Source organism: Ensifer sp. ZNC0028 (genome assembly GCF_000799055.1).
Taxonomy (GTDB): Bacteria; Pseudomonadota; Alphaproteobacteria; order Rhizobiales; family Rhizobiaceae; genus Ensifer.
In genome coordinates this window covers 1-11396 of record NZ_JTLA01000172.1, presented here as the reverse complement: position 1 = coordinate 11396, position 11396 = coordinate 1, and the positions used below count along the sequence as shown (strand labels likewise).

At 33.0% G+C, this 11396-nt stretch carries 24 protein-coding genes; 21 read left to right on the top strand and 3 right to left on the bottom strand.

Going from position 1 to position 11396, the window contains the following annotated elements:
- The 21 genes from L981_RS34230 to L981_RS34145 form a co-directional block, all read left to right on the top strand.
- Positions 1-320 (top strand): hypothetical protein (locus L981_RS34230; RefSeq protein ID WP_043626200.1); only part of this gene is annotated, 320 nt, incomplete at its 5' end.
- Between the two features lie 115 nt (positions 321-435).
- Positions 436-657 (top strand): hypothetical protein, encoded by a 222-nt coding sequence (locus L981_RS34860; protein WP_036851104.1) that lies wholly within the window; start codon positions 436-438, stop codon positions 655-657.
- A 167-nt stretch (positions 658-824) separates the two neighbouring features.
- Entirely contained in the window at positions 825-1175 is a 351-nt protein-coding gene (locus L981_RS34225; protein WP_046091362.1) for an HNH endonuclease signature motif containing protein, read from the top strand.
- Positions 1172-2068, top strand: coding sequence for an AAA family ATPase (locus tag L981_RS34220; protein ID WP_036851106.1), 897 nt, complete (start codon positions 1172-1174; stop codon positions 2066-2068). Before L981_RS34225 ends, L981_RS34220 begins: the two co-directional genes overlap by 4 nt.
- A 146-nt stretch (positions 2069-2214) precedes the next feature.
- Positions 2215-2472, top strand: coding sequence for a hypothetical protein (locus tag L981_RS34210; protein ID WP_197064473.1), 258 nt, complete (start codon positions 2215-2217; stop codon positions 2470-2472).
- A 56-nt stretch (positions 2473-2528) separates the two neighbouring features.
- Positions 2529-2915, top strand: a complete 387-nt coding sequence (locus tag L981_RS34205; RefSeq protein WP_036851114.1) for a hypothetical protein — start codon at positions 2529-2531, stop codon at positions 2913-2915.
- Between the two features lie 114 nt (positions 2916-3029).
- Complete coding sequence (locus L981_RS31465; RefSeq protein ID WP_197067215.1) at positions 3030-3422, top strand: hypothetical protein; 393 nt, start codon at positions 3030-3032, stop codon at positions 3420-3422.
- Positions 3409-3705 carry a hypothetical protein gene (locus tag L981_RS34200; protein WP_036851118.1) on the top strand — a complete coding sequence of 99 codons (297 nt, stop codon included), beginning with the start codon at positions 3409-3411 and terminating at the stop codon, positions 3703-3705. The genes L981_RS31465 and L981_RS34200 overlap by 14 nt, the downstream gene beginning before the upstream one ends.
- Positions 3702-4268 (top strand): DUF1071 domain-containing protein, encoded by a 567-nt coding sequence (locus L981_RS34195; protein WP_036851120.1) that lies wholly within the window; start codon positions 3702-3704, stop codon positions 4266-4268. The genes L981_RS34200 and L981_RS34195 overlap by 4 nt, the downstream gene beginning before the upstream one ends.
- A gap of 4 nt (positions 4269-4272) precedes the next feature.
- The gene (locus tag L981_RS34190; RefSeq protein WP_036851122.1) at positions 4273-4632 is read left to right on the top strand and encodes a single-stranded DNA-binding protein; all 360 of its coding nucleotides are present in this window, start codon (positions 4273-4275) and stop codon (positions 4630-4632) included.
- Positions 4633-4644: 12 nt separating this feature from the next.
- The gene (locus L981_RS31445; protein ID WP_036851123.1) at positions 4645-4860 is read left to right on the top strand and encodes a hypothetical protein; all 216 of its coding nucleotides are present in this window, start codon (positions 4645-4647) and stop codon (positions 4858-4860) included.
- Positions 4857-5366, top strand: coding sequence for a hypothetical protein (locus L981_RS34185; RefSeq protein WP_036851125.1), 510 nt, complete (start codon positions 4857-4859; stop codon positions 5364-5366). Before L981_RS31445 ends, L981_RS34185 begins: the two co-directional genes overlap by 4 nt.
- 84 nt (positions 5367-5450) lie before the next feature.
- Positions 5451-5765 (top strand): hypothetical protein, encoded by a 315-nt coding sequence (locus tag L981_RS34180; RefSeq protein WP_036851127.1) that lies wholly within the window; start codon positions 5451-5453, stop codon positions 5763-5765.
- Between the two features lie 278 nt (positions 5766-6043).
- Positions 6044-6931, top strand: coding sequence for a DNA adenine methylase (locus tag L981_RS34170; RefSeq protein ID WP_036851131.1), 888 nt, complete (start codon positions 6044-6046; stop codon positions 6929-6931).
- A 176-nt stretch (positions 6932-7107) separates the two neighbouring features.
- Positions 7108-7416 (top strand): DUF3310 domain-containing protein, encoded by a 309-nt coding sequence (locus L981_RS31425; RefSeq protein ID WP_036851133.1) that lies wholly within the window; start codon positions 7108-7110, stop codon positions 7414-7416.
- 326 nt (positions 7417-7742) lie between these two features.
- On the top strand, positions 7743-7997 hold the full coding sequence (locus L981_RS34165; RefSeq protein ID WP_036851135.1) for a hypothetical protein: 255 nt from the start codon (positions 7743-7745) through the stop codon (positions 7995-7997).
- A gap of 168 nt (positions 7998-8165) precedes the next feature.
- The gene (locus L981_RS34855) at positions 8166-8357 is read left to right on the top strand and encodes a hypothetical protein (protein WP_068505922.1); all 192 of its coding nucleotides are present in this window, start codon (positions 8166-8168) and stop codon (positions 8355-8357) included.
- A 55-nt stretch (positions 8358-8412) separates the two neighbouring features.
- A complete protein-coding gene (locus L981_RS34850; RefSeq protein WP_036853165.1) occupies positions 8413-8607 on the top strand; it encodes a hypothetical protein in 195 nt (64 codons plus the stop codon).
- A gap of 1 nt (position 8608) precedes the next feature.
- On the top strand, positions 8609-8956 hold the full coding sequence (locus L981_RS34160; protein ID WP_036853164.1) for a hypothetical protein: 348 nt from the start codon (positions 8609-8611) through the stop codon (positions 8954-8956).
- 172 nt (positions 8957-9128) lie between these two features.
- Positions 9129-9398, top strand: coding sequence for a hypothetical protein (locus L981_RS34150; RefSeq protein ID WP_036853163.1), 270 nt, complete (start codon positions 9129-9131; stop codon positions 9396-9398).
- A gap of 60 nt (positions 9399-9458) precedes the next feature.
- Complete coding sequence (locus L981_RS34145; protein ID WP_036853162.1) at positions 9459-9650, top strand: hypothetical protein; 192 nt, start codon at positions 9459-9461, stop codon at positions 9648-9650.
- 134 nt (positions 9651-9784) lie between these two features.
- Here the strand turns inward: L981_RS34145 and L981_RS34140 are convergent, their stop codons facing one another.
- The 3 genes from L981_RS34140 to L981_RS34130 all read right to left on the bottom strand — a co-directional run.
- A complete protein-coding gene (locus L981_RS34140) occupies positions 9785-10546 on the bottom strand; it encodes an N-acetylmuramoyl-L-alanine amidase (RefSeq protein WP_036853161.1) in 762 nt (253 codons plus the stop codon).
- On the bottom strand, positions 10543-10896 hold the full coding sequence (locus tag L981_RS34135) for a hypothetical protein (protein ID WP_036853160.1): 354 nt from the start codon (positions 10894-10896) through the stop codon (positions 10543-10545). Before L981_RS34135 ends, L981_RS34140 begins: the two co-directional genes overlap by 4 nt.
- A gap of 21 nt (positions 10897-10917) precedes the next feature.
- A partial coding sequence (locus L981_RS34130) for a hypothetical protein (protein ID WP_197067214.1) occupies positions 10918-11396 on the bottom strand: 479 nt, incomplete at its 5' end.

Genomic DNA, 11396 nt, shown 5'->3' with positions numbered 1-11396 from the left:
CAAAAACAAATAAAATGGCATCTGATGAATATGAAAAAATCATTTATAGAAAAACTTATGGCAAAAAAGATGACGCTATAAGAGAAAAATTAAATAACGAACAACCCAAAACAACGGATGAAATAGAAAAACTTCGTCTTAAACAAGAACAAGTTTCTAAAAATATTATTAGAACTCAATCATTAGAAGAAGCGATTGTAACAGCTAATGAAATCGAACGCAAACTTAAAGAATGTGATTTAAAAAGCATGACAGACGAAGAAGCCTTGAAAGAAATTGCTGATTTAGCTAATGAAATTGATTTATCTTGGTTCAAATAATATCTAAACGATTAAATCAAGATAGTATAAACAAATTCATAAAAGAAAAAAATGGAATTAAGTATTGACAAATATAAAATAATTTGATATCATGATATAAGAAAAGGAGAAATAAATGAAAATTTACTATGTGGCACTAACAACTGATAAAGACACAGTGGCTAAAAATTATAGCGGAAAACGATTATCTCTTTATACAAAAAAACACGAAGCTATTAAGACTTGTGTTTTATTAAATTATCAATGGGAGCTATTTTTCGGAAATGGAGCAAAAGAAGAAAAGCCGTTCAAAGTTTATTGCGTAGAATCAGAGCCAATGGAGGTAACTAGTGACTAAATTGAGAAAAAACCAGGTGGCATTAGTCGTAGGATTAAAAAAGGTTATAAATTGAGAGGCATGAAAGTTGAATTTATTTGATAAAGTAAGTACAGCTAAGGAGCTTAATAGGTTTAAGGCTTGACTTTTCAAGTCTTTTTTGTTATTATATACTAAAGGAGAAAGAAATGAAGTTTAATGATGAATTATATAAAAAAGTGTTAGAAAGATACACATTAACAAAAGACGGAAAACTATTTTCTAAAAACGGTAAACAAAAAAAAGAGAGCAAAGATAAAGACGGTTATTATCAATTTTCAGCAAGTTTTGATAATAGAACTTTGAAAGTGAAAAAACATAGATTATTAGCATTCGCTTTTATTCCTAACCCAGAAAATAAAAAAATAGTAAACCATATTGACGGAAACAAGCAAAATAACGATTTAAATAACCTAGAATGGTGTACTAGCCAAGAAAATACATTACACGGAATATATGTATTGAAAACTATAAACCAAAAGGGGAGAATTAAAAAGTGACCAATATATTTGAAAAAGTACAGACAGCCAAGCACTTAAAAGAGCGTGAAGACTTAATAAATTTAAAAGATGACTGGCTTATTGATACGTTAATGCCAAGTTCACAAGCTGGAATACTTGTAGCTCCATTTAAGTCATTTAAAAGCTCTCTAGCAATGCACATGGCTTTAATGGTATCGCAAGGGTTACCTTTTTTTGGTTATGATACAAAGCGAAGCAAGACACTATACATAGACAATGAAGATACTGACAGAGAGTTAAACAAAAGGCTTAGAAATAAAGATAATGCACCAGAAGACTTACATTTTTTGACAGGTGGAGAGTTTATGCTTGATGATTCGCACCACATGAACTTATTATATGAATACATTAAAGAAAATGATATAAAATTCGTGATCTTGGATAATTTAATGACAATGCTAAGAAATGGAGACATTATCTACGGTAAAGACTTTGAACCAATGCTTAGGAGAATTACACGCTTAAAGTTACTTTTCCAAGACGTTACTTTCTTGTTAGTAGCTCATGCAAACAAATCAGCTTATGCAAACTCAATGGACGATAAAGCATATATGGTAAAGCCTAGTGACGCCTTGGGTGGTTCTACTCTAACAGCATGGGCAGAATTTATGTTAATGTTAAGCCCTAAACGTGGCAAGCATAACGACTTCTCTAAGTTATCAGTCAAAGCGCGTGGATATCAGTTTGACGATGATTTAAACTTTTCATACGTTGATTCAGTATTCACTTGCGTCAATAAATCAAAAAAAGAACCAGATAGCGAACTAGTGGAAAAAGTAAAGGCTGAAACTCCAATCGAAACGACGAAAGAATCGGCACAGGCTTTCTTAGACTTAGCTAAAGAGAAAGGAAAAGTAACAGAAAATGAGTGATAAAAAATACGTTGTTTATTACCATGAAAAAGTAAATGAATACTTCTATGACTATTATTCAAGGTTTAACATGAATGAACAATATTCAAAACCTGTTTTATACAGTGATGACTTTAAATTAATAGAGAGAGCAAAAAATGAACTCAATGAACGACTACAAGAACAAAGCTATTATTTTACACGCTGAAGTGTACGGTTGGTTATATCGTGCATTAGATGAAATGGTAAAAGCAGAATGGCATAATGACGAACTTTTCAAAGTATGGCTTGGACGTGCTGAATTTCTAGTCAGACAGTCGAAAAAATTGCATGCAGCTTGCGAAAATGATTATTCTAAGCGTGCATTGATTAGGGCATTACAATTAAAAGTAGAAATAAATAAAAAAATATCATCTAATATTTGACAACGATAATTAATTTTGGTATAATAGTATATATAGAAATAAAGGAGAACTAACAAATGGTAGTCAAATTAACGCAAAAACAAGCTGATTATCTTGAAACTTTTGGAAACCTTGAAGATGAAATAAACAAAAAACGAGCGCTTTGTCACATCACTCGTTTTGGTTATGGATACAATTGGATAGGCGGCGATAAATGTCCAAGTAGTGCTTTTGAGTGTTACGAGCAATTGAAAATGGTTGAAGCTGTCATTAACGGTTATGAAGTTATTGAACCTAAATTTAAGTTTTATAACTTTTCTGATAGTAGCGGAGGAACTGCATTATATTATGCTGGACAGTCTAAACAATTAACAAAATTCGAGCAAGATGCTCTTGAAGTTAAAGAGGGGAGCGAGGAATATAAAGCTTTGTTAGCTTTAGGTTTCGTTGAAGAAGAAGTATGATAACATCTTTTGAATCACTAGCTGAAAGACGATTGATAACTCTTAATTATCACAAAAAGGATAGTCAGCAGTACATCAACAGCTTAAATTACTTTGAATATGCTAGAATGTACTTTGAAAAAAATGGCTTTCCTGATGATAACAGACGAGTTTATCAAAGTGGCAAGCGAAAAGGCCAAAAAGTTAGTTGGTCTGATAAAGAGGAAAAACAGCAGAAAGACGATATTAGAAAGTTCATATATGAAAAGCAACTACAAAAGTTTAAGGGCAGAAGAAAAAGCTAGTAAACATTACGCTAGAGGTGTCAGAAAGCTATCTAAAGAGCTTGAGGAAATGAACGAAACAAAGTATAGGGCAGAGCCTAACGAGTGCTTATATGGCTTGATAAGCGAATTATGGAGCTATTGGGGTAAAGGTTGGATCCTGCCTATGCTTAAATATAATATTGAAATTACAAGACAAGGCGACGTCTTCATTGTAGAAAGAGGAGTAAATGGAAACAATTAATATTAAATTTGATGAAAAACAGCTAGAAGAAGTTGTGAAAAAAGTTACTGAAAAACTTAAAAAAGAGAAAGATTCAGATACAGCAAAGGAAAAAGTGTCAGTAATGTATTTAGAATTTAATGAAGCAAATCATGCAAGCGAGAAAGGTAAACTTTACTTTGGGCATGCTTTTCACACTTTGTCAAAAAAGTATGCTTCGGAGTTTTATTTATCTAGTGAATCTGATTTGACAAAAGCCTCAGAGCTTAAAAGCCAAGGTTGGAGAGAAGAGGTTATCGAATGAGTGTATTTGAAGAACTAAGCGTTATTAATGTAAATGATAAGAAAAGCAAAAAGAATAATTTAGATTATCTTAGTTGGGCATATGCATGGTCTGAAGTTAAAAAAGTATATCCTGAAGCTAACAGTAAAGTTTATGAAAATGAACAAGGGTTAAATTATCACACAGACGGTCGCACAGCATGGGTTAAGGTTGGTATGACTATTGAGGGCTTGGAGCACATTGAATACTTGCCTGTAATGGACTATCGTAACCAATCTATCCCAGTTGAAAAACTGACTTCTATGGACGTAAATAAAGCCATTCAGCGTGGACTAGTTAAGGCAATTGCTCGTCATGGTTTAGGGCTATATATTTATGCAAATGAAGATTTACCAGTTCTAACAGAAGAACAAAAAGAGCTTGAAGCAGAAAAACAACGACTTAGAGAGATTCAGCCACTTATAAAACGAGCTGAACAACTAGGATACCAAAATATTGACAGCTTGAAAAATAAGACTAAAAAAGAAATTACCGACATCATGAAGATTTGGTTAGCACAGCAAGAAACAGAAAAAGGGGAATAATTAAATGGCAATCATCACAGTAACAGCACAAGCGAATGAAAAAAATACACGTACAGTAAGTACAGCAAAAGGCGATAAGAAAATTATTTCAGTCCCATTATTTGAAAAAGAAAAGGGATCTAACGTAAAAGTTGCGTACGGTTCGGCTTTCTTGCCTGATTTCATTCAATTAGGTGACACAGTAACGGTCAGCGGTCGTGTACAAGCCAAGGAATCAGGAGAATACGTAAATTATAACTTTGTTTTCCCTACGGTTGAAAAAGTATTTATCACTAATGATAATAGTAGTCAATCACAAGCTAAACAAGACTTATTTGGTGGTTCTGAACCTGTTGAAGTTGATGAATCAGAACTTCCTTTCTAGAAAGGTGGTTACATGTACACAGAAGAAGAGAGAGAGCAAATTATCGACATCGTGGATAAAATGAGCTTATTAAGACAAGACTTTGACGGAGCTTTCGCTTGGATCAAGGAAAACGTATCAATGCCATTTGACTTTGACGGAGAACAGCAATTTATATCAGAATTGAAGCAGTTAGTTAAAATTAACGCTTTAAAGTTTGGTAAAATATATGAGGGAGTATTAAATTGACAACATTAAGAGAGCTACACAAAAAACTTAAAATTAAACAAACGCTTGACAACTATGTACGCAACACAAATAAAAAATATAAACATAACTTTGTGGCTGATGAAATTCTTGGCGAGGGAATGGCTAAACTGATCGAGCTTAATACACAAGGCAAACTTGGACGACATGCACAGCAAATTGCTTATATTAACCATAATTTGAGCTTACAGCGACAAAAGGAACAACTGGAACAAGTTAACGAACGACTTGCTAAACGTGCTGAGAAAGCCCAAAAATTGCTTGACACGGAACTTCTGAAAGATAGCTACATCGAAACGCTTGAAATGTTTAGTAAATACCATTCAGCAAAATATAATATGTGGGACGAACCAGAAACTCCAACTAAAGTGATTGAGTTCATGGAAAAGAATGGAGTTAAACAAGGTAAATGGCTACGTCCTGAAGGAGTTGACGCTTGGTTCAAAGAACGAATCATTTGGTTCAAGAATAAATTGAAAGAACAATAATATTAAGAATAAAAACTTTAGGCTTGACAGCTTAGAGCTTTTTTGATATAATAATACATATAGTTAAAGAAAGGAGGTAATAAAATGATTTTAATACAATGCGTAACCTGTGGGTCTTCAAGTTTCACTAATGGTAAATGTGATTATTGCGGTAACAAGTACGAAGTAAATGAAGACAAAATATTTTACGGCAATTCGAAAGAAGATGATTCATCATTAGATGAGGATATAACCTTTCAAGAAACTCCTGCTGGTAAATTAATACTAAAAATCATGATCTATACTTTAATATCTATTGTTTGGTTTGCGATAACTGTATTCATTCCACCGCTATTTATAATAACAATTATTTTATTAGTAGTCTATGGGACTTATCGCTTGATAAATAAAAAGAAATAGCTTATAATAAGGTATAGAATAAACTAGAAAGGTAACAATGAAACAAAAATACTTTAATGACAAAAGATATTGCCACTGCTTCGATATACCAATGAGTAATGGTTTAGGAGTTTGCAAAGATTGTAGAGGATACGTGAACATCTGTTATAGTTGCGATCGCTGTCTACACTGCTGGTTTACATCACAGGTTGAACTATTTACCGAATATGATGAACCTAAGTTGCTGGAACTTATAGAAAACTGGAATAAATTTTACCAAACTAGAAAGACAATAAATAATGCTTAGTTTAGACGAGAAGAAAATCAGAAAAGGTAAACCTATTGGATTACCATACCAAGGAAGCAAGAAAAAGATAAGCAAGAAAATAGTTGAGATTATCAAACAGAACTTTGGCACAGACAAGCCGATATACGACATCTTCGGAGGAGGCGGAGCAATTACATCCGAATGTATTTTAAATGGCTTAGAAGTATATTATAACGACTTAGACAAGGATATAACCAACGCTTTTGAACGAGTTATCTCTCAAGACCGTGAGTGGATTAAAAGCCTTATTGTTTCACGTACAGAGTTTACCGAGATTAAGGAGAAAGAAAACAAGACAACAGATGACTTTTTGAAGTTGCTGATTAACTCTTTCGGTAATAAAAAGAGAGATTATTTATATTCTAAAGAAATTTCAGATTTAAAATATAATCTAGCTAAAGAAATAATTGAAAAGCATGACGTTTTTAGTGGTTATAAACAGACCAAAACATATAAGAGATCGATTGAAAAGTACAAACAATTTCAACAAATTCAACGACTTCAACAACTTGAACGACTTGAACAACTTCAACGAATTCAACAACTTCAAAAATTAAATAAAATAAAAGCTACAAGCAAAAGTTATCACGCTTTTAGTGATGTTTCTGGAGCTATTCTATATCTTGACCCACCTTATGAAGAAAGTCACCAAAAAGGTTATATTAATCAATTCGATAGTCAAGAATTTTATGACTGGGCATTTGTAATGGCTAAAAATAACATCGTGATAATTTCAAGTTATTCAATTTCAGATGAACGCTTTGAAGCTGTATATTCTTTTGACAAAGCGCGCAGCACTCTCCAAAGTGGAAGAAGCAAAAAAGAAAATGAGAAATTATTTATGGTTAAAAACAGTTAATATTTGATAAAGTAAAAGCAATTTGATAGAATAGAGTTATAAATAGAGGAGAACAAAATGAAAGATACAGTAAAAACTTTAATGATGGTTGCAGGTGTCGGCTTTACACTTATCGCTATCACTTGGATAGGTATGCTTGCGACGTTGCTTATTGCATGGATTGGGGGTAACATCTAATGAATTATGGTACAAATAAGCACTATGCCAATGAATACGGTATGGAACTTAACGAATACTTTAAACATCATTTTAACTATGAAGAGCTTGCAGGCTGGTATACAATGCAGGTATTAAAGTATCTAGTGAGAGCTGGCAAGAAAGAGGGTGAAAGCTACGACAAAGACCGTAACAAGGCTTTAGACTATGCAGGAGAACTTGCTAACTTAAGTAACGAGAATAAGCTTACAGAATACACTGCTGACGACATTATGAGCTTTGCACAAGATATAGCTGATGATTTCAAACAATGGAAAGGCGAAGAATAATTGAAAATAAAGTTTATGCTTGACAGTGTGAACTTTTTTTGATATTATAGTCTTATAGAAATTAAGGAGATACAAATGAAAAATACAATGTTAAATTGATGAACAACAAAAAAGGATATTTAAACTCTTTTAAAAACGAGCTAGGGAATAAGTTTCTCTTCCTAGGGTTTAAAGAAGAAAGAAATAACTTTAAATCAGAGTTCACGAAAGAAGAGATAAAAGCGATTGATGAAAGATACTTGGAATTTATTGAAGAGGTCTAAAGTTAATTCTTGACAAATATAAAGTAATTTGATAATATTGTTTTATAGAAAGGGGATTAAACAATGGCAACACAAAAAGCTATAAAGGTCGTAGCTTATAACCCTACAACGGAAGAAGAACTACACTTCAGCTGTAAGGCTCAATGTGCTAAGTATTTTGGTCTTAAAACTAATACAGTCATCAGGTGGCTTGATAATGGTAGACCTGTAATTGAACTGCTGATAGACCTAGATAGAAATCAAGTAGAAATTGAAAAACAAAGCAAACTAAATGGCTTTGAATTATTTACGATTAAGGAGTGGTTAGATTATGTGTAAGAAACGCAAATACACAAAAATGGGTGCTTTATATTCAATAGCAAATGCACAGCATAATAAAAAGAAAGCTGATAAGATACCAGTAAGAGCTTATTACTGCAAGTGGTGCAATTCATATCACTTATCAAGTCAGCAAAGACTAAATATTAAGACAGGAGTAATTGGATAATGAATAATGAATTTACATATTATAAAGTAGAATGGTTAGAAAAAGATATAACAGGTTTTTACAACGTTAAAAATAAAAAATATTATACAAAGAGAGAAGCGTTTGATTTTAAGTATTTTGTAGAAAAATCTGATATAGCTTCTAATTGTTTAGTTAAAAAAATAACTGAAATTACTGAAGTTATCGCTTGACAATTTAAAAGAAGTTTAATATAATAGTATATATAAAAAATTAAGGAGAATTAAGATGATTAAATTATTTAACAAGAAGCCTAAAGATAAATATAAGAGAGCTGTAGCTTTTAGTTTGAAAGGTTTAGGTAAACAAATTAGTGCTTTAGAAAATAAAGGTTTTGAACGTGTGGGAGATATTCAAACAATTGTAATGAACGGAACAAGTTCAGGTTATGAGCAACTAATGGTTAAGAAAGTAGATAAATAAAATGACAAATGAAGAATTATATGAAAGAATTACTAGCGTACTAGAGGAACAAGGTATCGCAATGAATCAATTTGAGTTAAAAGTTAAATCTGAAACAGGTAAATATCCTAACCTAAGAATAACTAAATCACGCTTGAGCTTGCCAAATACCGTAGCATTCCCTTATCTTACTATGTTTTTAAATGATGATGAAATGCACGAGCTTACACTTAAAAAAATTGATAGCGTAGGAGATAACGGAGAAGCGTTTGACTTACTAGATGAGATATTGTCTAGTTTAGAACCAAGCAAAGAATATCTATATAAGCAACGATTGAAGCGTAAAATGCAAAGGGAGGCAATGAGATAATATTACACAAGTACACAAGGAAGATTAATAGTTCAAAATATCCACGGTCAACAGCTAGAAAGATCGCTAATGACTTGAACAAGAATGACCCTTTTAATAATTATCTAGTGAGCCTTGAGCTTGGCTCTAAAAGGTATATTATTGAAAAATTTGAAATTAGAGGTATGAATAGATGAAACGTTTTTACGTAGAGGAAGACGACAATGGCAAAGAGATTAAGCGAAAACTTACAACTTTTGCTAATGATGATTTAACACAGCTTTCAGATGATGAGCTAGAAACATTATATTATGAATCATCTGCTCAATTTTTAGCTAAAGCAATGCACTTTATGAAGATTGAGAACGAACTATTTTCAAGAAAGAATGTAATTGTAAGTGATGAAATTCTAATAAATGTCGGCAATAATATTATTGAAGCTATCAATCAGGTAAGCAATTGATGCGCAAAAAGGAGAGCAATTATCTTTATTTTAACAGACGACACAACTAGAAGTATCGTATTGATTCAAAAGGCTCATAAAAGGGCAGATAAGGGCTTTAATGATATTGTGGCACAATTATATGAACAAGAGCTTAAAACGCAAGAGAAAGCAAAATATGAGCATATAAGGCAAGCTAAGGAGAAATCACTTGAAGAACAACGAATTAGTGAAAAAAATCAACGAAGAGTTGAAGCTGAAAAACAAGCCTAAGTTGACAGAATCGCAAGAGAACACGATGAGGAAACTTAACGATCTAATAATAGAGGAAGTCAACATGTTAGTGAAAAAGATGAAATGATACCGAACAAAGAAAGCCCCACAATTAAGTGAGGGCCTTTTTCGTATTATTTTTTAGCAATGATTGGTTTGTCGATTCCGTTAGCTTGCATGAAACGAATATCAATAGGCGAACCTTTCCAATCGAAGTTTTTAAGGTCTTTGCCAGTTGTTTCTTTATAAGTTTTACGAACAATTGCCAATTGGTCTGGGTGTGATAGAGCGATAACTTTTTCGCCATTAAAGTAGTAAGTTGTTTTATCGCCATTTGTATATGTAAATTTCATTAAATCGTCGTCCTCTAATTCTGTATTTGTTTGTGTATTGTTTACTGCGACTGTGCCACTAGTTTGTCCTGTAAGGCGCTTGTTTAGTTCTGTGATAAAGTATGAGCGACAACTCTCTAACGTGCCTCCGTGTACTTCTACTGAACGTCTAGGGCATGAAGTTGCTGAAAGTTCTTGATGTAGTTTAACAGTATCACGATTAGGAGTTAACCCCCATTGTTTCATGTACTTAGCCACGTCATCTAGTACCGCTTGCTCATTTCTCAAGAACTGGTTTAAATCGCCCTCTGATTGGCATACTTCCCAGCTTGCATAGTTAGCATTACCGTACGAGTTGGCACAATGCCATGCCATATTAGAGAAATCAGAAGCTTGTAATCTTCCGTCAGAAGCAATGTAGACATGAGCAAAGCCATTTTCAGGGTTATGATTAGGTAACCAGTTGTTGTAGAAGCCAGCGTTAGCACCATTCGAACCAGCGTCATTGTGAATTACAACCCCAGTAGGGTTATAACCACGTACACCAGCATTAGTTATATTCATTCTTTTTTATCCTCCGTTTGTTCTTCTTCTACTTCTGGAACACTTACACCGTTCTTTTTCATAAGTTTAACCAAACCGTCGAACATAGGACTGATTTTTGCGACCAAATAAATAAATTGCCCTACAAAGTACAATAAACCTACGTCAATCACAGTTTTGGCAATATCAGAAGTTGAGGGAGTTTGTGTAAAGAAGAAGACCGCATATAAAACCCACAGGGATAAAATAACCGTTAAGTCAATCACAAGTCTACGTTTGAAAGGTGGGTTCATTGCTTCTCTATCTTTTACCCATGTAGCGAAAAGAATCGCTAAAATTAAGATAGTTATTAAAATCATTCTAGTTACCATTTTGTTTCGCTTTCTATTTTGTTATTTAATGAAGTAACTTCCGTTACCACGTGTTGCAATAGGTGTTTTACCAATATCTGGTCCCCACCAAGTAATACTACCGTTTGTGTCTATGTCAATATGGAAAGAAGTCTCATGTCCAGCAAAATGACCAACAATACTTTGAACAACAGCTGGACGAAATTCTTTATCTACCCATGGTCCAGACATTTTAATGCCAGCTTTTGTAGTTGATACACTACCAAAGAGTCTAACAATTACTAAATCATCGTTCTTTTTAGTGAATTGCAACTGCATACCATTTCCAGTTTGAATTGTCAACATTTGAGTTGGAACATCGATTGTACCTCTAAGTGATATATCATTTGCATTGATTGAACCTTTAAGCGATAAATCATTTGCATTGATTGAACCTTTAAGCGATAAATTATTTGCGTTGATTGAACCTTTAAGTGATAAATTATTTGCATTGATTGAATCTTTAAGTGATAAATCGTTTG

Bases quoted from the DNA above. Each gene is read 5' to 3' on its own strand.
- L981_RS34860 (WP_036851104.1), top strand. From the start codon at position 436: ATGAAAATTTACTATGTGGCACTAACAACTGATAAAGACACAGTGGCT.
- L981_RS34225 (WP_046091362.1), top strand. From the start codon at position 825: ATGAAGTTTAATGATGAATTATATAAAAAAGTGTTAGAAAGATACACA.
- L981_RS34210 (WP_197064473.1), top strand. From the start codon at position 2,215: ATGAACGACTACAAGAACAAAGCTATTATTTTACACGCTGAAGTGTAC.
- L981_RS34205 (WP_036851114.1), top strand. From the start codon at position 2,529: ATGGTAGTCAAATTAACGCAAAAACAAGCTGATTATCTTGAAACTTTT.
- L981_RS34200 (WP_036851118.1), top strand. From the start codon at position 3,409: ATGGAAACAATTAATATTAAATTTGATGAAAAACAGCTAGAAGAAGTT.
- L981_RS34195 (WP_036851120.1), top strand. From the start codon at position 3,702: ATGAGTGTATTTGAAGAACTAAGCGTTATTAATGTAAATGATAAGAAA.
- L981_RS34190 (WP_036851122.1), top strand. From the start codon at position 4,273: ATGGCAATCATCACAGTAACAGCACAAGCGAATGAAAAAAATACACGT.
- L981_RS31445 (WP_036851123.1), top strand. From the start codon at position 4,645: ATGTACACAGAAGAAGAGAGAGAGCAAATTATCGACATCGTGGATAAA.
- L981_RS34180 (WP_036851127.1), top strand. From the start codon at position 5,451: ATGATTTTAATACAATGCGTAACCTGTGGGTCTTCAAGTTTCACTAAT.
- L981_RS34170 (WP_036851131.1), top strand. From the start codon at position 6,044: ATGCTTAGTTTAGACGAGAAGAAAATCAGAAAAGGTAAACCTATTGGA.
- L981_RS31425 (WP_036851133.1), top strand. From the start codon at position 7,108: ATGAATTATGGTACAAATAAGCACTATGCCAATGAATACGGTATGGAA.
- L981_RS34165 (WP_036851135.1), top strand. From the start codon at position 7,743: ATGGCAACACAAAAAGCTATAAAGGTCGTAGCTTATAACCCTACAACG.
- L981_RS34855 (WP_068505922.1), top strand. From the start codon at position 8,166: ATGAATAATGAATTTACATATTATAAAGTAGAATGGTTAGAAAAAGAT.
- L981_RS34850 (WP_036853165.1), top strand. From the start codon at position 8,413: ATGATTAAATTATTTAACAAGAAGCCTAAAGATAAATATAAGAGAGCT.
- L981_RS34160 (WP_036853164.1), top strand. From the start codon at position 8,609: ATGACAAATGAAGAATTATATGAAAGAATTACTAGCGTACTAGAGGAA.
- L981_RS34150 (WP_036853163.1), top strand. From the start codon at position 9,129: ATGAAACGTTTTTACGTAGAGGAAGACGACAATGGCAAAGAGATTAAG.
- L981_RS34140 (WP_036853161.1), bottom strand. From the start codon at position 10,546: ATGAATATAACTAATGCTGGTGTACGTGGTTATAACCCTACTGGGGTT.
- L981_RS34135 (WP_036853160.1), bottom strand. From the start codon at position 10,896: ATGGTAACTAGAATGATTTTAATAACTATCTTAATTTTAGCGATTCTT.